General features: G+C 71.2%; 17 protein-coding genes. 7 read left to right on the top strand and 10 right to left on the bottom strand.

Features of this window, described 5'->3' with window-relative positions:
- Positions 1-1,092: a serine hydrolase domain-containing protein gene (locus FHS23_RS08785; RefSeq protein ID WP_183651467.1), complete on the top strand. Its 1,092-nt coding sequence runs from the start codon at positions 1-3 to the stop codon at positions 1,090-1,092.
- 149 nt (positions 1,093-1,241) lie between these two features.
- On the opposite strand, the gene FHS23_RS08780 is transcribed toward FHS23_RS08785, so the two are convergent.
- The 7 genes from FHS23_RS08780 to FHS23_RS08750 all read right to left on the bottom strand — a co-directional run bounded on the left by FHS23_RS08780 (position 1,242) and on the right by FHS23_RS08750 (position 7,880).
- On the bottom strand, positions 1,242-1,658 hold the full coding sequence (locus tag FHS23_RS08780; RefSeq protein WP_183651464.1) for a metal-sulfur cluster assembly factor: 417 nt from the start codon (positions 1,656-1,658) through the stop codon (positions 1,242-1,244).
- A 115-nt stretch (positions 1,659-1,773) separates the two neighbouring features.
- On the bottom strand, positions 1,774-2,226 hold the full coding sequence (sufU, locus tag FHS23_RS08775) for a Fe-S cluster assembly sulfur transfer protein SufU (RefSeq protein WP_183651460.1): 453 nt from the start codon (positions 2,224-2,226) through the stop codon (positions 1,774-1,776).
- 4 nt (positions 2,227-2,230) lie between these two features.
- Complete coding sequence (locus FHS23_RS08770; RefSeq protein WP_183651457.1) at positions 2,231-3,529, bottom strand: cysteine desulfurase; 1,299 nt, start codon at positions 3,527-3,529, stop codon at positions 2,231-2,233.
- Positions 3,530-3,596: 67 nt separating this feature from the next.
- Positions 3,597-4,358, bottom strand: coding sequence for a Fe-S cluster assembly ATPase SufC (sufC, locus tag FHS23_RS08765; protein ID WP_183651453.1), 762 nt, complete (start codon positions 4,356-4,358; stop codon positions 3,597-3,599).
- Positions 4,359-4,412: 54 nt separating this feature from the next.
- Complete coding sequence (gene sufD / locus FHS23_RS08760; RefSeq protein ID WP_183651450.1) at positions 4,413-5,591, bottom strand: Fe-S cluster assembly protein SufD; 1,179 nt, start codon at positions 5,589-5,591, stop codon at positions 4,413-4,415.
- A gap of 1 nt (position 5,592) precedes the next feature.
- On the bottom strand, positions 5,593-7,041 hold the full coding sequence (gene sufB, locus FHS23_RS08755; protein WP_183651447.1) for a Fe-S cluster assembly protein SufB: 1,449 nt from the start codon (positions 7,039-7,041) through the stop codon (positions 5,593-5,595).
- On the bottom strand, positions 7,038-7,880 hold the full coding sequence (locus FHS23_RS08750; RefSeq protein ID WP_183651444.1) for a helix-turn-helix domain-containing protein: 843 nt from the start codon (positions 7,878-7,880) through the stop codon (positions 7,038-7,040). Before FHS23_RS08750 ends, sufB begins: the two co-directional genes overlap by 4 nt.
- Positions 7,881-8,259: 379 nt before the next feature.
- Between FHS23_RS08750 and mptB the strand changes: the two genes are divergently transcribed.
- The 5 genes from mptB (at position 8,260) to FHS23_RS08725 (ending at position 14,169) form a co-directional block, all read left to right on the top strand.
- Positions 8,260-10,011, top strand: a complete 1,752-nt coding sequence (mptB, locus tag FHS23_RS08745) for a polyprenol phosphomannose-dependent alpha 1,6 mannosyltransferase MptB (protein WP_183653653.1) — start codon at positions 8,260-8,262, stop codon at positions 10,009-10,011.
- Positions 10,012-10,072: 61 nt separating this feature from the next.
- Positions 10,073-10,999, top strand: a complete 927-nt coding sequence (locus FHS23_RS08740) for an ATP-binding cassette domain-containing protein (protein ID WP_183651441.1) — start codon at positions 10,073-10,075, stop codon at positions 10,997-10,999.
- Positions 10,996-11,787 carry an ABC transporter permease gene (locus tag FHS23_RS08735; protein WP_183651438.1) on the top strand — a complete coding sequence of 264 codons (792 nt, stop codon included), beginning with the start codon at positions 10,996-10,998 and terminating at the stop codon, positions 11,785-11,787. The genes FHS23_RS08740 and FHS23_RS08735 overlap by 4 nt, the downstream gene beginning before the upstream one ends.
- 113 nt (positions 11,788-11,900) lie before the next feature.
- Positions 11,901-12,953 carry a COX15/CtaA family protein gene (locus tag FHS23_RS08730; RefSeq protein WP_343053761.1) on the top strand — a complete coding sequence of 351 codons (1,053 nt, stop codon included), beginning with the start codon at positions 11,901-11,903 and terminating at the stop codon, positions 12,951-12,953.
- 262 nt (positions 12,954-13,215) lie between these two features.
- On the top strand, positions 13,216-14,169 hold the full coding sequence (locus FHS23_RS08725) for an acyl-CoA desaturase (protein ID WP_183651434.1): 954 nt from the start codon (positions 13,216-13,218) through the stop codon (positions 14,167-14,169).
- A gap of 104 nt (positions 14,170-14,273) precedes the next feature.
- Here FHS23_RS08725 and FHS23_RS08720 read toward each other — a convergent pair whose 3' ends face one another.
- Both FHS23_RS08720 and FHS23_RS08715 read right to left on the bottom strand, forming a co-directional pair.
- On the bottom strand, positions 14,274-15,164 hold the full coding sequence (locus tag FHS23_RS08720) for an ATP-grasp domain-containing protein (RefSeq protein WP_183651431.1): 891 nt from the start codon (positions 15,162-15,164) through the stop codon (positions 14,274-14,276).
- Positions 15,161-15,484, bottom strand: a complete 324-nt coding sequence (locus FHS23_RS08715; protein ID WP_183651428.1) for a hypothetical protein — start codon at positions 15,482-15,484, stop codon at positions 15,161-15,163. The genes FHS23_RS08720 and FHS23_RS08715 overlap by 4 nt, the downstream gene beginning before the upstream one ends.
- 121 nt (positions 15,485-15,605) lie before the next feature.
- Between FHS23_RS08715 and FHS23_RS08710 the strand changes: the two genes are divergently transcribed.
- Positions 15,606-16,577 carry a quinone oxidoreductase family protein gene (locus FHS23_RS08710; protein ID WP_183651425.1) on the top strand — a complete coding sequence of 324 codons (972 nt, stop codon included), beginning with the start codon at positions 15,606-15,608 and terminating at the stop codon, positions 16,575-16,577.
- 90 nt (positions 16,578-16,667) lie between these two features.
- Here FHS23_RS08710 and FHS23_RS08705 read toward each other — a convergent pair whose 3' ends face one another.
- Positions 16,668-17,282: an FKBP-type peptidyl-prolyl cis-trans isomerase gene (locus FHS23_RS08705; protein WP_183651422.1), complete on the bottom strand. Its 615-nt coding sequence runs from the start codon at positions 17,280-17,282 to the stop codon at positions 16,668-16,670.
- Between the last annotated feature and the right edge of the window lie 16 nt (positions 17,283-17,298).

The following is a 17,298-nucleotide window of genomic DNA, read 5'->3' as shown; positions in this document are numbered from 1 at the left end:
ATGGCGGTCCACGGGACGGTCGCACCGGGTTTCGAACCCGTGCGGGACGCCTTCACCGATGTACTCGCCGACGCGCGCGGCGGTTCCTCGTTCTCCGTCGTACGCGACGGCACGGCGGTGGTCGACCTGTGGGGCGGCCTCGCCGACCCGGGATCGGCCGTGCCGTGGCGCGAGGACACCCTGTGCGTCCTGTTCTCCGGGACGAAGGGCGTCGTCGCCACCGTCGTCGCGGCGCTCGACGTCCTCGACCCGGCCGCACCCGTCCGGGACCTGTGGCCCGAGTTCACCGCCGACGCCACGATCGGCCAGGTGCTGTCACACACCGCCGGTCTGCCCTATGTGGACGGCGAGCACGACATGCTCGACAACCGATCCTGCGCCGCGCTGCTGGCGGCGCAGGATCCGTTGTGGACGCCGGGAACGCGCGTGGCCTACCACGCCCTGACCTTCGGCCATCTCGTGGCGGAACTGCTGCGCCGCGCGACGGGCCGCTCCGTGGGCACCCTGGTGCGGGAGGTCGTGGCCGAGCCGTTCGGGCTCGACCTGCACCTCGGCACGCCCGAGCACCTCGACGCCCGCACGGCACGGCTGCAGCGCGCACCCGGGTACGCCATCAGCACGTTCCTCGACGACCCGGAACGCCGGAAGGTCGTCGAACGCATGTACGCGGGGCTGCTCGACTCGGACGAGCGGATGAATTCGGCCGCCTACCGCCGCGCCGAACTGGCCGCCGGAAGCGGCACCGGCACGGCCCTGTCGATGGCGCGGCTCTACGATCTGCTCGCCCGCGGCCACGTCGTGGCGCCGGACACGCTCGCCCGGGCCACCCGCGCCTGGTCCGAGGGCGTCGACGCCCTCAACGACCGGCCACTGCGGTTCGGCCTCGGCTACGAACTCGAGGATCCGATCGGCACCTACGGGCCCACTGGACGGTCGGCGGGCGCGTTCGGCCACTCCGGGGCCGGCGGCGGGCGCCACGGCGCGTGGCCCCGGGAACGACTCGGATTCTCGTTCGTCACCAACGAACTGCGCAGCGAGAACGCCGACGGCCGCGCCGACCGGCTCCTCGAAGCACTCAGCGCGTCCCTCTGACCCTCGCCGCTCCCGACGCGCCCGCCCGAGCCGCCGCCCTGGCAGACGCGCCGCCCGCCGTCGCCCAGGGCGGCCCCCACGAAACACACGTGCCGGACACCCGGGAATGGGTGTCCGGCACGTGACGTCGAATCAGGCCGTCGAACGCCTCAGACGGTGAACCCGAGGGCGCGCAACTGCTCGCGACCGTCGTCGGTGATCTTCTCCGGGCCCCACGGCGGCATCCAGACCCAGTTGATCCGGTAATCGTCGACGAGCTTGCCGGAACCCTTCAGCACCGACGCCGTCTGGTCCTCGATCACGTCCGTCAGCGGGCAGGCCGCCGACGTCAACGTCATGTCGATGGTCGCCGTGTTGTCCGGCTCCACCCGAATGTCGTACACCAGGCCCAGGTCGACGACGTTGATGCCGAGCTCGGGGTCGACCACGTCACGCATGGCCTCCTCGAGGTCCTCGACCTTGGCGACGTCGCCACCCGCCGACGATGCCTCGGCTGCCTGCGCCTCCTGGTCGAGATCGGCCGCGGTACGGCCCTCTCGCTCCTGCTGCGTGCCGGCTTCGGTCATGCTTCCACCTCAATCTCGCGGGACACCCTCCCCTGCTGTGGCGTAACAGCCTCCCACAGCGGGGGCCCAACCCGGTCGGCCCTTGGCGCGGGTGCTGCGCAAGCGCGATTGTCGCTCACACGGCCTCCGCGCCGTTCGATGTGCGGGCCAGTGCGTCCTTGAAGGCCATCCATCCCAGCAACGCGCACTTCACCCGCGCAGGATACTTCGCCACGCCGGCGAACGCGATGCCGTCGTCGAGCACGTCCTCGTCCGGTTCGACCTGGCCGCGTCCCTGCATCAGCTCCGTGAACGCATCCATCGTGGTCATGGCTTCGTCGACACTGTGGCCGATCACCAGGTCGGTCATCACCGACGTCGACGCCTGACTGATGGAACAGCCCTGGCCCTCGTACGACACGTCCTCGATCTTGCCGTCCTCGGTGACCTTGACACGCAAGGTCACCTCGTCGCCGCAGGTCGGGTTGACCTGGAACGACTCGCCGTCGAACGGTTCACGCAGACCGCGGGCATGCGGGTTCTTGTAGTGATCCAGGATGATCTCCTGGTACATGCTCTCGAGCTGCATGCCTCTACTCCCCCACTCCGAAGAACCGCTGCGCCTCGCGCACGCCCGCGACCAGCGCATCCACTTCGGACGGTTCGTTGTACAGGTAGAACGACGCGCGCACCGTCGCGGGCACGCCGCACGCCCGGTGCAGCGGCCACGCGCAGTGGTGACCCACGCGCACCGCGATACCCAGACTGTCGAGCACCTGGCTCACGTCGTGCGGGTGCACGCCGTCGACGACGAACGCCACGGTCGCGCCGCGATCGACCGTGTCCTCCGGTCCCACGATCCGCACGCCCGGGATCTCGGACAGACCGGCGAGCGCCCGCTCGGCGAGCATGTGCTCGTGGGCGGCGACGCGGTCCATGCCCACGCCGTTCAGGTAGTCCACCGCGGCGGCGAGCCCGACGGCCTGTGAGGTCATCGGCACGCCCGCCTCGAAACGCTGCGGCGGCGGCGCGAACGTCGATCCCTCCATCCGGACCAGTTCGATCATCGAACCGCCGGTCAGGAACGGCGGCATCGCCTCGAGCAGCTCCCGCCGCCCGTACAGCACACCGATGCCCGACGGGCCGAGCATCTTGTGCCCGGAGAACACGGCGAAGTCGACACCCAGGGCGCCGAAGTCGACCGCGCCCTGCCCGTACACGCCGTGCGGGACGGACTGGCACGCGTCGAGCACGACCAGCGCGCCGACCTCGTGCGCCCGCTGTACCAGCGGCTCGACCGGATTCACCGTGCCGAGCACGTTGGACTGGTGGGCGAACGCGACCAGCCTGGTCCGTTCCGTGATCATCGAGTCCAGTTCGGACAGGTCGAGCCTGCCCTCGTCGGTGACCGGGAACCACGTCAACGTCGCCCCGGTGCGTTGGCACAGCTGCTGCCACGGCACCAGGTTGGCGTGGTGCTCCATCTCGGTGACGACGACCTCGTCACCGGGCCCGAGGGTGAACCGCTCGGACTCCGGGCCCGCGGTGCCCGCGTTGCTCATCGCATACGCGACGAGGTTGATGCCCTCGGTCGCGTTCTTCGTGAACACGACCTCGCCCGGCGAAACCCCGACGAACGACGCGATCGTCGCGCGGGCGCCCTCGTAGGCGTCGGTCGCTTCCTCGGACAGTTGGTGCGCCCCGCGATGAACCGCGGAGTTGGACGTCTCCACGAACCGCCGCTCGGCGTCGAGCACCTGCGCGGGGCGCTGGGACGTCGCCCCGGAATCGAGGTACACCAGCGGTTTCCCGTCGCGCACGGTGCGCGACAGGATGGCGAAATCGGCTCGCAGCGCTGTGACGTCCACAGGCAGCGAATCCGTGGTGGTCATCGCCGGCTCCCTTCGTCCGGGTCTGCCGGGGCGGTCGCACCGCCGCCGGCAGACCCCGAATGACGTGTCAGACCGCGGCTTCGGTCGTGTACTTGACGTAACCGTCGGCCTCGAGCTCGTCCGCCAGCTCCTTGCCGCCGGACTGCATGACCTTGCCGCCGGCGAACACGTGCACGTAGTCGGGCTCGATGTGCTTGAGGATCCGCGTGTAGTGCGTGATCAGCATGACGCCGACCTCGTTGTTCGCCTTGTAGTCGTTGACCGCCTCGGACACCGTGCGCAGCGCGTCGACGTCGAGGCCCGAGTCGGTCTCGTCGAGGATGGCGAACTTCGGCTTCAGCAGCGCCATCTGCAGGATCTCGTGGCGCTTCTTCTCACCGCCGGAGAAGCCCTCGTTCACGCTGCGCTCGGCGAACTCGGAGGAGATGTCCAGCTGGCCCATCTCGTCCTTGACCTCCTTGACCCAGTGCCGCAGCTTCGGGGCCTCACCGCGCACCGCGGTGGCGGCCGAGCGGAGGAAGTTCGACATCGACACCCCCGGCACCTCGACCGGGTACTGCATCGCGAGGAACAGGCCGGCGCGGGCGCGCTCGTCCACGCTCATCTCGAGGACGTTCTCGCCGTCCAGCAGCACCTCGCCCGAGGTCACTTCGTACTTGGGGTGACCGGCGATCGCGTACGACAGCGTCGACTTGCCGGAGCCGTTCGGGCCCATGATCGCGTGGGTCTCGCCCGACCGGATCGTCAGGTTGACGCCGTTGAGGATCGGCTTGTTGCCCTCGTCGGTCACGACGTCGGCGTGCAGATCCTTGATTTCCAGTGTGGCCATGCCTTCTTCGTTTCTCTTCGGCGTTCGAAAGTCGTCTGTGATGGTCCGGCCGCGTTACACGCCGATGGCTTCGAGTTCGGCCTCGATGGCCGCCTCGAGCCGTTCGCGCACCTCGGGGACCTCGATCTTCATGAGGATCTCGTGGAAGAAGCCGCGCACGACGAGCCTGCGGGCCTCGTCCTCCGGCAGACCGCGCGCCTGCAGGTAGAACAGCTGCTCGTCGTCGAACCGGCCCGTCGCACTCGCGTGCCCGGCGCCGGAGATCTCGCCGGTCTCGATCTCGAGGTTCGGCACCGAGTCGGCACGAGCGCCCTCGGTCAGCACGAGGTTGCGGTTGAGCTCGAAGGTCTCGGTCGCCTCGGCCGCCGCGCGGATGAGCACGTCGCCGATCCACACGGAGTGCGCGGCGTCGCCCTGCAGCGCGCCCTTGTAGAGGACGTTGGACTTGCAGTTCGGCACGGCGTGGTCCACGAACAGCCGGTGCTCCTGATGCTGGCCGGAGTCGGCGAAGTGCAGACCCAGCATCTCCACGTCGCCGCCGGGGCCCGCGAACGTGGCCGTCGGGCTGACGCGCACCAGGTCGCCACCGAGCGTGACGACGATGTGCTTGAGCCGGGAGTCCCGGCCCAGCTTCAGGTGCTGCTCGGAGACGTGCACCGCGTCGTCGGCCCAGTCCTGCACCGACACGACGGTCACCTGTGCGCCGTCGCCGAGGACGAACTCGACGTTGTCGGCGTAGGTGCCGGAACCGACGTGGTCCAGCACGATCGTCGCCTCGCCGAACTGCTCGGCGCGGATCTGCACGTGACCGTAGGCGGTCTTGCCCTCACCGGGACCGTTCAGCCGCACCAGCGTGCGCGCCGAGGCCTTCGTCTCGGCGGGAACCGTCACCAGCGTCGCCTTCTCGAACGAGGAGTAGGCCTGGGCGGAGATCCGGTCGCTCGGCACGCCGGCCTGGCCGAGGCGGTCGTCGTCGCGGCCCACGGTCTCGACCCGCACCTCCGGCGCGGGTTCGAGCTCCAGCTCGGCCTCGCCGGTGGCCGGAGCCGAACCGTCGTGCAGCCCGCGCAGGCGCTTCATCGGCGTGAAGCGCCAGTTCTCCTCCCGGCCGCCGGGAACCTCGAACGCCTCGACGTCGAACGAGGCGAAACGCTCCGCGCGGGAGGCCGCCGGGATCGTCACCTCGGCGGCCTCCGCGACGTTCGCGGCTGCGGTGTTGTCAGCAACCGTCATGTCAGCCGACGCTTCCTTCCATCTGCAGTTCGATCAGGCGGTTGAGCTCGAGCGCGTACTCCATCGGCAGCTCCCGCGCGATGGGCTCGACGAACCCGCGCACCACCATCGCCATGGCCTCTTCCTCGGTGAGACCGCGCGACATGAGGTAGAACAGCTGGTCCTCGCTCACCTTGGACACGGTGGCCTCGTGGCCCATGGACACGTCGTCGTTGCGGATGTCCACGTACGGGTAGGTGTCCGACCGGGAGACCGTGTCCACCAGCAGGGCGTCACACACCACGCTGGAGCGCGAGTGGTGCGCCCGCTTGGCGACCTTCACCAGGCCCCGGTACGAGGTGCGGCCACCGCCGCGCGCCACCGACTTCGACACGATCGTCGAGGACGTGTGCGGCGCGAGGTGCTCCATCTTGGCGCCCGCGTCCTGGTGCTGACCCTCGCCCGCGAACGCGACCGACAGGACCTCGCCCTTGGCGTGCTCGCCCATGAGGAAGACCGACGGGTACTTCATCGTCACCTTGGAGCCGATGTTGCCGTCGACCCATTCCATGGTGGCGCCCTCTTCGGCCTTGGCCCGCTTGGTCACCAGGTTGTAGACGTTGTTCGACCAGTTCTGGATCGTCGTGTAGCGGCAACGGCCGCCCTTCTTCACGACGATTTCCACGACCGCGGAATGCAGCGAGTCGGACTGGTAGATCGGCGCCGTGCAGCCCTCGACGTAGTGCACGTAGGCATCCTCGTCGACGATGATCAGCGTCCGCTCGAACTGGCCCATGTTCTCCGTGTTGATCCGGAAGTAGGCCTGCAGCGGGATGTCGACGTGCACACCCTTCGGCACGTAGATGAACGAGCCACCGGACCACACGGCCGTGTTCAGCGCGGAGAACTTGTTGTCACCGGCCGGGATGACCGAGCCGAAGTGCTCCTTGAACAGCTCCGGGTAGTCGCGCAGCGCCGTGTCGGTGTCCAGGAACAGCACGCCCTGGGCCTCCAGGTCCTCACGGATCTGGTGGTAGACGACCTCGGACTCGTACTGCGCGGCGACACCGGCGACGAGGCGCTGCTTCTCCGCCTCGGGGATGCCGAGCTTGTCGTACGTGTTCTTGATGTCCGTCGGCAGGTCCTCCCAGCTGGTGGCCTGCTTCTCGGTCGAACGCACGAAGTACTTGATGTTGTCGAAGTCGATCCCCGACAGGTCCGCGCCCCAGTTGGGCATCGGCTTGCGCTCGAAGAGCTTCAGGGCCTTCAAGCGTGCGTCGCGCATCCACTCCGGCTCGGACTTCTTCTCCGAGATGTCCGACACGACATCCTCGTCGACGCCACGCCGAGCGCTCGCGCCCGCCGTGTCCGGGTCCGACCAGCCGAACGCGTAGTTGCCGAGAGACTCGATGGTCTCTTCCTGGCTCAACGGCGTGGTGGTGGGATTGCGCTGCTCGGCAGCGGCAGTCATGCGGTCGTCCCTCCATTCGGAGTTCGTGCTTCGTGACCCGGCGCCGGGCCGGGCACGTGCGTCGTACACACGGCGTCGCCGCGCGCGATGGTGGCCAGTCGCTGCACGTGTGTGCCGAGCAACTGGGCGAACGCCTCGGTCTCGGCCTCGCACAGCTGCGGGAACTCCGCTGCGACGTGGGCCACCGGGCAGTGGTGCTGGCAGAGCTGCGCTCCGGTGCCGGAGACTCCGGTACCCGCCACTTCCGGGAGATCACTCCCGGAGGGGGCCGAGCCGCCGGTGTCCGGACCGCCCGCGCCGACCTGCCTGGTCGACGCAGCGTAACCCTCCCTGGTCAAGACGGCGGCCAGGGCCTCCGCCTTGTCCGCGGGAGCACCCTCGTTCGAGATCTGCTCCCGGTACGGATCGACGAGCGCCGCCACGCGCCGCTCGGCGAACGCGCGAACCGCCTCCTCGCCCACGTGCTCGGCGAGGAACCGGATCGCGGAGACCGCGAGGTCGTCGTAGGCGTGCCCGAACCGCGCCCTGCCCTGCTCGGTGAGCAGGAACAGCTTCGCGGGCCTGCCACGCCCCCTCCGGCCACGCCGCGATGCCTCCCTGGTCTCGGCCTCGGAGTCCGCCAGCAGCGCGTCGAGATGCCGGCGCACCGCCGTCGGGCTGAGACCGAGCTGTTCGGCCACCGCGGCCGCGGTCATCGGGCCCTGCTCGAGCAGGACCCGGGCGACCTCGCCCCGCGTACCACCGTCCGATCCCGGGGGCGGCACCGGTGCCGTGACGGAACCCGTCGCCGCCGGCGGCGTGGTGCCGCCCTGCGGTTCGGTGGTGCCGTCGTTTTTCACAACATTATTGTGTCTTATTTCCGCGCGGCAGGCAAAGGCGCCTCCCCGGCAGTGATCGGATTCACCGAAACGGGCCGCGCGCCTACCCACACCCGGAGTCGTACCCGTCGGCGCGAGGGGAGGATCCGTCGCGTCGAACCCCTCCATGGGCGCCTTGGGGGCGCACGGCGGGCGCACGGCGGGCGCACGGCCACGCGGGCCCCTCGGCCGGCGTCCGACCACCACCCCGGGCAGACATGCTGCTCACCGCTAGTCTCTCGGCGTGGCATCAGGGAGGGGTCCCGTGACCTTCGGCAGGGGACGCAGGCGACAACAGGACGACCAGGACGGCCCGGCGCAGCCCCGGGAGACCGGCGGCGCCGGCTCGCCGCGCTCGTCCCTGGCGGCCGCCACCGTCTGGGTACCCACGCGCTCGCCCGCCCATCCCGGCGACCGCGAACCCCTGACGGCCGACGAGCGGCGGTCGGTCCGCCTCGTGCAGACCTTCGGCACCTTCGGCTCGTTGATGCTGGCCTTCGGCTCGCTCGGAGCCGGCGCCGCACCGGTGCTCAACCCCGTGAACACGCTGCCGGTCCTGCGGCTCTTCGCGCGTATCCCCACGGTGTCGCTGGCGCTGGCGTTCATCGGCATGATCATGCTGATCGCGGGATGGCTGCTGCTCGGCCGGTTCGCCAGGCCCAGCCGCAAACGCATCGTCGGCAGGCGGGAGCTGCACCGCACCCTGCTGCTGTGGATCGCCCCGCTCGTGGTCATCCCGCCGATCTTCACCCGCGACCCGTACGTCTACCTCGGCCAGAGCGAGGTCCTCACCCGCGGCATGGACCCGTACGAGGTCGGCCCGGAGGCCCTCGGCAACGGCGATCCACTGGTGGTCGGCGTCGCCAACATCTGGCGTGACACGCCCGCCCCGTACGGCCCGCTGTTCCTGCGCATCGGCAGTTGGATCACCGGAATCACGGGCGAACACGTCTCCGGCGGCATCCTCCTGTTCCGCCTGCTCACACTCGTCGGCCTCGGCGTGATCGTGTGGGTGCTGCCCCGGCTCGCCGATCGCTTCGGCGTCCCGCCGAGCACCGCGCTGTGGCTCGGCGTGGCCAACCCGCTCGTGCTGTTCCACATCGTCGGCGGCGCCCACAACGACGCCCTCGGCATCGGGCTCATGCTGCTCGGCCTCGAGGTCGGCCTCCGGCGACTGCCCTACCGGGTGCGCGGCGACTCCCCACCGCCGCGGGCGAAAGGGGAGATCGCGTTCATCGTCGCAGGCGCCGCGATCATCACCGTCGCCGCGACGATCAAGCTGCACGCGATCGTCGCGCTCGGCTTCTTCGGCGTGATGATCGCCCGCCGCTGGTACGGCAGCGTCAAGGACCTGCTCAGGGCCGCCGCCGGCATGCTCGTGATCTGCGCCGTGGTGATGACGGCGGTGACCTACGGTGTCGGCCTCGACTACGGCTGGGTCAACGGCCTGAGCACGCCGACGAAGCTCTGGAACTGGATCGCCCCCACGGCCGAGATCGGCCAGCTCGGCGGCGTACTGGGAGTCACGCTCGGGCTCGGCAACCACACGGCGGGCATCATCTCCGTGCTCGCCATCCTGAGCTACCTCGCCGCCGGGGCGATCACCGTCAAATTCCTGTGGGACAGCCTCCACTGGCGGTACCGGCCGATGATCGGCCTCGGCGTCTCCGTCGGCGCGTTCATGCTGCTGCACGTCGCGATGCAACCGTGGTGGCTGCTGTGGGCGATCATCCCGCTCGCCGCCTCGGCGGGTACGTCACGCTTCCGTGTACTCGCCACCGGCATGAGCGTCGTACTGGCCGTACTGATCCCGCCGAACGGCAGCCCGTTCGACGGCCGGCTCTACACCCTGCCGCAGGCGTACTTCGCGGGCGGGCTCGTGGTGCTCGGGGCGCTGGCCCTGCTCTGGTGGCGCGCGCCCGCGGTGCTGTTCGCCCGCACCGACCCCGACGACCTGCTCCGCCCGCCGGGACCGGCCCGCCGGGGCCGCCGTCGGCGGGCCGAACGTTCCGATGCCACCGGCACCGGCGGCGGCACGTACCGGCCCACCGAGTCCGCCCCCGAGGCGAGCGGCGCGGCGACGCGCGAGGACGTGCCGCCGAGCAGGCCCTGACCGCGCCGCCCGCACGAGGGCGACGCGAGCGCGCGGCCCGCACGCCGTACCCTTGACGTTCGTGAATGCTGCGGCCGTCGAGATCACCGGTCTGGTGAAGCGCTTCGGATCGGTCACCGCCGTCGACGGGCTGGATCTGAAGATGCCGAGAGGCGAGATCCTCGCCCTCCTCGGCCCCAACGGTGCGGGCAAGACGACCACGGTCGAGATCTGCGAAGGTTTCCGCGCCCCCGACGCGGGCACCGTGCGTGTGCTCGGCCTCGATCCGGCACGGGACGGCGCCGCCCTGCGCCCACGGGTCGGAGTCATGCCCCAGGGCGGAGGTGCCTATCCCGGCGTCCGCGCCGAGGAGATGCTCCGGCTGGTCGCGGCCTGCGCGGCCGACCCGCTCGACCCTGCCTGGCTGCTCGACGTGCTCGGCCTCGGAAGCACCCGGCGGACCCCGTTCAAGCGTCTCTCCGGCGGCCAGCAGCAGCGCCTGTCCCTCGCGTGCGCCCTCATCGGCAGACCGGAGCTGGTGTTCCTCGACGAGCCGACCGCAGGCATGGACCCACAGGCCAGACGACTCGTGTGGGAACTGCTCGGCGCGCTCCGCACCGACGGGGTGAGTGTGCTGCTGACGACCCACCTCATGGAGGAGGCCGAGTCACTGGCCGACGACGTGGTGATCGTCGACGACGGCGCCGTCGTCGCCCAGGGATCGCCCAGCGCGCTCACCGCCGAGCACGCCGAGGACGCCCAGCTGCGCTTCCGCGCCCGGCCCGGCCTCGACACCCGCCTGCTCGCCGCGGCCCTGCCCGAGGGATACGTCGTCCGCGAATCCACCCCCGGCTCGTACCGCGTCATCGGCCACGTCGACCCGCAGGTCGTGTCCACCGTGACGTCGTGGTGCGCCCAGCAGGGCGTGCTCGCCGAGGAGCTGCACGTCGGCAGACGCGACCTCGAAGAGGTCTTCCTCGAACTCACCGGACGGGAGCTGCGCACATGACCACGGCCCGCTTCGTCCCCGGAACCTTCACGCCCGCACCCGGCCGCGGCCGCCGGGGACGCATGCTCGCCACTCACGCGCGCGTCGAGACCGCCCTGACGCTCCGGCACGGCGAGCAGATCCTGCTCACCCTGCTCATCCCGCTCGCACTGCTGCTCGGGCTCAGCCTGCTCGATGTGCTGCCCGCAGGCGAGTTCGCCGGCATGGAACGGGTCGACTGGATCACCCCACGCATCCTCGCGCTGGCCGTGCTGTCGTCGGCGTTCACCGGTCAGGCGATCGCGCTCGGGTTCGACCGGCGCTACGGAGTACTGAAACGCCTCTCCGCCACGGCGCTGCCGCGGTGGCTGCTCGTCGCGGGCAGGCTGGTCGCCGCGCTCGTCGTCGTCGCGCTGCAGGTGCTCGTGCTCGGCGGCGTCGCCGCGCTGCTCGGCTGGTCGCCGTCGGCGGCGGGCATCGCCTTCGGCGTGGTGCTGCTGGCGCTCGGCACACTGTGTTTCGGTGCACTCGGCGTGCTGCTCGGCGGCGCGCTGAAAGCCGAGGCGGTACTGGCACTCGCCAACATCGTGTGGTTCGTCCTGCTCCTTGCGGGCGGCATCCTCATGGTGCCGTCCGCCCTGCCCGACGCCTACGCGACGGTCGTCGCGCTGCTGCCGTCCGGCGCGCTCGCCGAGGGCCTGCACGCCGCGCTCGTCGACGGCACGTTCTCCGCGGGCGCCTGCGCGGTACTCGCCGTGTGGACCGCCGTCGCCGCCGCGATCGCCACGAGAACGACCAAGCTCACCTGACCACGGTGCACCACCGCCCACACCGAGGCGCTCCCGCGCCACCCCTACGGCCGGCCCCTCTCCCACCACCGCCCACACCGAGGCGCTCCCGCGCCACCCCTACAATCTGTAGTGTGAGCGCATTCGTGGAGCGGTTGTCCTCGCTCGTCGGCCGTCTGCCGTACCCGTCACGCGCGGTGCAACGCACCATCGCGATCGCCGCGATCATCACCCAGGGCGGCATCGGCGTCACCGGCTCCGTCGTGCGGGTGACCGGCTCCGGACTCGGCTGCCCCACGTGGCCGCAGTGCTTCCCCGGAAGCATGTTCCCGGTCGAGCATCCCGAGTACGAGATGTTCAACCAGTGGATCGAATTCGGGAACCGCCTGCTCACCGGCATCGTCGGCGTCGTCGCCGCCCTCTGCGTACTCGTGGCCTGGCGCATCAAGCTCGACCACCCCGGCCGCACCCGGCTCGTCAAGCTGGCGTGGACCATGCCCGGCGGGGTCGTCGCCCAGGCCGTGATCGGCGGCGTCACCGTGGTCACGGGCCTGCTGTGGTGGACGGTCGCGATCCACTTCCTCGCCTCCGCCGTCCTGGTCTGGCTCGCCACCCAGCTCCTCTACGCCCTCGACGAAGGAGACGACCAGCCGCGCCCGGTGCTGCCCGCACGGCACCGGCCCCTGCTGCAGGCACTCGTCGTCGCCCTCGCCGCAGTGCTGGCTGCGGGCACCACCGTCACCGGTGCGGGCCCGCACGGCGGCGACCCGGACACCCCGCGGTTCGACGTGCCCATCGAGACGCTCTCGTTCATCCACGGCGGACTGCTCGTCGTGTTCCTTGCGATCCTCGCCGCCCTCGGCGGTGCCGTATGGCGCAGGCGAGCGGAGACGCCGCCGTCGGCGGCGTTGCGGCGGCGCTACGCCGTTGTCTGGGTGGTGTCGCTCGCCCAGGGCGTACTCGGCAGCGTGCAGTACCAGCTCGGAGTGCCGGAGGAACTCGTGTCCTTCCACGTCCTCGGCTCCGCCGCCGTCATCGTCGCCGTCTCCGCACTGTGGTGCGCCACCCGTGACCGCGGCCCGGCCGTGAGCCACCACCCCGCAGGTGACCATGCCGCGGACACCCACCCGCGCGACACCACCGCCGAGGGGGCGGCCCCTCCCACCGCGGGGACGACCTCCCCCTGAGCTACCGCCGCGCCCACGTCGAGGCCCACGGCCCGCCTGCTCACGGGGCAACCCCACGGCGCCGTGCCGTTCACGCGCGCGCCGACACCGACGAGGCGTACGTTTCGTCACCTGTCACCGTGGAACCACCCACGACGCGGGCGCCTGCCGGTATTCTCCGACCGGCGCCGCCTGCGAGGCGGCCCGAGCGCCCCGCCTCGGCGCGGGCCCGAGACCGCCCCACTCCCCCTGCCACCGCATCGAGACGAGGTCGCACCTCCCCATGAGCACCGCCGAACAGGCACCGGAAACCGCATCCGGCGCGTCCGGACCGAAGCCCCTCCTCGGTGAAGCCCGCAGCACCGGCCAGATGCTGGTGCTGAAGACGTTCCTGCTCGTCCCGTTCGCCGCCCTGATCGTCGCGATCCCCTTCGCCTGGGGCTGGGGACTCAGCTGGCTCGACCTCGGACTCGCCGCCGCCTTCTACACGGTGGGGACGCTCGGCGTGACCGTCGGCTACCACCGCTACTTCACCCACGGTGCGTTCAAGACGGGCCGCCCGCTCCGCATCGCACTCGCCATCGCCGGCAGCATGGCCGTTCAGGGATCGGTCATCTTTTGGGTCGCCAGCCACCGCAGGCACCACGCGTTCGCCGACCGGGAGGGCGACCCGCACTCGCCGTGGCTGTTCGGCACCTCTCCCGGTGCCCTGCTGCGCGGGTTCTGGCACGCCCACATGGGCTGGATGTTCAAACGCGACGTCACCAACTACCAACGCTTCGCCCCGGACCTGCTCGCCGACGCCGACCTGAAGATCGTCAACCGCTTCTTCGCAGTGTGGATCGTGGCCAGCCTCGGCCTGCCCGCGCTCATCGGCGGACTGGTGACCTGGTCGTGGTGGGGCGCGGTGACCGCGTTCTTCTGGGCGGGCCTCGTGCGCATCGCCTTCTCGCACCACGTGACCTGGTCGGTCAACTCGGTGTGCCACATGGTCGGCGAGCGCCCGTTCACCAGCCGCGACAAGGCGTCCAACTTCTGGCCACTGGCGATCCTGTCCATGGGCGAGTCCTGGCACAACTCCCACCACGCCGATCCGACGTGCGCCCGCCACGGCGTGCTGCGCGGCCAGCTCGACATCTCCGCGCGGCTGATCTGGGTCTTCGAGAAGCTCGGCTGGGTCCGGGGTGTCCGCTGGCCCAAGCCCGAACGGCTCGCCGCGAAACGGGTCGCCGCCTGACACGGGCCGGTGTGGGCGCCCGCCATGGCGCCCACACGCTCGGTCATCCCCGTACCACCGGCCATCCCGAGCGATCCCGGTGACGTCGGCGCGGCGCGATCGCGTCAGCGCGGTCGGGTGAGCGCGGCCCGCACGGCCGACGCGAACCGTACGGGCGCGTCGGCGTCGGCCTGCCGGAAGCCCAGACTCGGCTCACTCACCTCGAACTCCAGGACCGCGGGCTCGCCCGCCTCGGTCCGCACCAGGTCGACGCGTGCGTAGAGCAGCTCACTGCGGTGCAGACCGAGTCGGGCGGCCGCGGCATCGAGCGCATCCTCCGCGAGCGCGCGCCACGGGCCGTCCGGCGTGGCGGTGCCCAGTTTCTCGGTGACGAACAGCCCCGATTCGTCCAGGTCGCCGCCGCTGAGCATGGGTCCCTTGGTGAAGGCGTGCGAGTACTGGCCGCCGAAGAACACCAGCGCCGTCTCGCCCTCGCTGTCGACCGCGGGCTGGTACGGCTGGACGACGGCCGTATAGCCGTCGTCGTGCAGCGCGTCCAGGTGCCGGGCCGCTGCGTCCCGTCCGGACGGCGTGAACCGCGCCGCGCCGCGCGACCCCGCGCCCACGGACGGCTTCACGACGACATCGCGGCCGGGCCACTCCGGCTTCTCCCCCGGCGCGGCGAGTTGGGTCGGCACGACGTCGACCCCGGCCGCGGCGAGGTCGAGCAGGTAGGCCTTGTCGGTGTTCCACCGCACCACGTGCGCCCGGTTCGCCAGGCCCGGCACCGACGCGCACCACCCGAGGAACTCCTCACGCCGCTCGGTGTAGTCCCATGTCGACCGCAGGATTACGAGGTCGGCGGCCGCGAAGTCCTCGGCAGGGTCGTCCCAGACGGCCCACCGCGTGCCGACGCCGACGTCGGCGAGCGCGGCCGGAACGGCGTGCTCGTCGCCGTCACCCTGCGGTACGCCGGCACAGCCGACCAGCAGCGCCGTACGCTCGGCCGGGCTCACGCGCGGGCGCGCGGACCGGCCATCCTGCGCCGGTGCTCGGCGCCGATCGCCGTGGCGTTCACAGTGTCCGCGTCCCACTCGGCGGCCTCGACGTCGTCGATCGCCTCGACGAGCGCGGCGCCGGTCTCAGGGCTCGGTACGACCACGTCGCCCATGGCGCCGTCGGCGCCCACCAGCACCACGCGGGCACCCATGCTCCCGATCCGCTCCACGACGGCGCGGGTCGGCGTGCCGTGCTCCGCGACGAACGCGCGGGCGGCGGACAGCTGTGCCTTCGTCGGCTCGGCCGGGGTCTTCTCGGTGCTCTCGGTCTCAGCCACGGCGACAGTGTAGGGGTCGACTCCGCGCCACGGGCCGGGACGCGCTGCACGTCACGATCATGGGGCGGGCTCTAAGGTCGGAGCCGTCACGTCCGACGAACCTCACCGAGGAGGAAGCCGCATGCCCACAGCCATCCGGATCGAACACACCGGAGGTCCGGAGGTCCTCACGCCCGCGGACGTCGAGGTGCCCTCGCCCGGACCCGGTGAGGTGCTCATCGACGTCGCCGCCGCCGGGGTCAACTACATCGACACGTATCAGCGCGCGGGCGTCTACTCGATGACCCTGCCCTACACCCCTGGCCTCGAAGGCGCCGGCACGATCGCCGAGGTCGGGTCGGGGGTCACCGGCCTCGCGCCCGGCGACAAGGTGGCGTGGCAGGGCCACCCCGGTGCGTACGCCCAGCGGGCCGTCGTCCCCGCCGACGTGGCCGTGCCCGTGCCCGACGCGGTGCCCGCGGAGACGGCGGCGGCCGTGATGCTGCAGGGCGTCACGGCGCACTACCTCGTCAACTCGACGTATCCCGTGGCCGAGGGCGACACGATCCTGGTGCACGCGGCCGCGGGCGGAGTGGGGCTGCTGCTGACCCAGCTCGCCACGGCGAAGGGAGCCCGCGTGCTCGGCACCGTGTCGACGGCAGAGAAGGAGACGCTCGCGCGCCGCGCGGGCGCCGACGAGGTGATCCGCTACACGGATCGGGATTTCGCCGAGGCGGTCGACGAGCTGACCGGCGGCGAGGGCGTCAATGTGGTGTACGACGGTGTCGGGGCGAGCACGTACGAGGCGAGCCTGCGGTGCCTGCGCAGGCGCGGCATGCTCGTGCTGTTCGGCGCCTCCAGCGGCCCGGTACCGCCGATCGATCCGCAGGTGCTCAACTCCGGCGGCTCGCTGTACCTCACGCGTCCCACGGCCGCCGACTACGTCACCAGCCGTGACGAGCTCATCTGGCGCACCGGGGAACTGTTCTCGGCCGTGGCGGCGGGCACCCTCGATGTGCGTGTCGGCGCGCGGTATCCGTTGGCCGACGCGCGCACCGCTCACGAGGACCTCGAGGGCCGCCGCACCACCGGCAAGGTGCTGCTGGTCCCCTGACCGGCGCGGACGGTCCGCGGACGTGCGACCGCCCCCAGCGGCTCCTTTCCGAGCTGCTGGGGGCGGCGCTGCGGCGTGGGGACGGGCGTGTCAGGAGATGCCGGTGACCTCGGCGACCACGACGAGGTTATCGCCGGCGAGCGGGTTGCCGCTCTGCTCGGAGTAACCCAGGTCCGGCGGCAGCACGACGACGCGCTCGCCGCCCTGCCGGACGCCTTCGAGGCCCTGCGGCCACCCCTCGATCTCACCCGCGGGATCGGAAAGGTCGATCGACGCGGTGCCGCTGTCGGCGACACTGCCGTCGGACCAGCCGAACACGGTGTAGTCCAGCTGCACCGTCGACTGCGGCGTGGCGGCCGGACCGGACCCGGAGGTGAGGTCCCGGGAGACGACCTGGGCCGGGGCGGCGCAGTCGCGCGGGATCTCGACCCGCGGCTCGGCCGCTGCGGTGTCGACCGTGATGTCGGCGGCCGCACACGTGGCGGCGTCGCCGCCGCCGGTGTGCCCGCCGCCGGCGGCGTGGGACCCGGCCCCCTCGGAACCCGCACTCTCGGACGCGGCACTCTCGGAGACCGACACGGGTGCAGGCGTGTGCGTGTTCTGCTCGCCCGCCGGCTGGTCGGTCGGTTCCTGCAGGGACGGCGAACACGCCGCGAGCGCCATGGCGGCGGCCGCCGCGATCAGGATCTTGCCAGCTTTGCGCATGCGCCTACCCTAGCCG

The organism is Prauserella isguenensis (assembly GCF_014191605.1).
GTDB classification, from domain to species: domain Bacteria; phylum Actinomycetota; class Actinomycetes; order Mycobacteriales; family Pseudonocardiaceae; genus Prauserella; species Prauserella isguenensis.
This window is presented reverse-complemented; position numbering and strand designations above follow the sequence as displayed.

Bases quoted from the DNA above. Each gene is read 5' to 3' on its own strand.
- sufC (WP_183651453.1), bottom strand. From the start codon at position 4,358: ATGGCCACACTGGAAATCAAGGATCTGCACGCCGACGTCGTGACCGAC.
- FHS23_RS08725 (WP_183651434.1), top strand. From the start codon at position 13,216: ATGAGCACCGCCGAACAGGCACCGGAAACCGCATCCGGCGCGTCCGGA.
- FHS23_RS08780 (WP_183651464.1), bottom strand. From the start codon at position 1,658: ATGACCGAAGCCGGCACGCAGCAGGAGCGAGAGGGCCGTACCGCGGCC.
- sufD (WP_183651450.1), bottom strand. From the start codon at position 5,591: ATGACGGTTGCTGACAACACCGCAGCCGCGAACGTCGCGGAGGCCGCC.
- FHS23_RS08705 (WP_183651422.1), bottom strand. From the start codon at position 17,282: ATGCGCAAAGCTGGCAAGATCCTGATCGCGGCGGCCGCCGCCATGGCG.
- FHS23_RS08710 (WP_183651425.1), top strand. From the start codon at position 15,606: ATGCCCACAGCCATCCGGATCGAACACACCGGAGGTCCGGAGGTCCTC.
- FHS23_RS08735 (WP_183651438.1), top strand. From the start codon at position 10,996: ATGACCACGGCCCGCTTCGTCCCCGGAACCTTCACGCCCGCACCCGGC.
- FHS23_RS08770 (WP_183651457.1), bottom strand. From the start codon at position 3,529: ATGACCACCACGGATTCGCTGCCTGTGGACGTCACAGCGCTGCGAGCC.
- sufB (WP_183651447.1), bottom strand. From the start codon at position 7,041: ATGACTGCCGCTGCCGAGCAGCGCAATCCCACCACCACGCCGTTGAGC.
- FHS23_RS08785 (WP_183651467.1), top strand. From the start codon at position 1: ATGGCGGTCCACGGGACGGTCGCACCGGGTTTCGAACCCGTGCGGGAC.
- sufU (WP_183651460.1), bottom strand. From the start codon at position 2,226: ATGCAGCTCGAGAGCATGTACCAGGAGATCATCCTGGATCACTACAAG.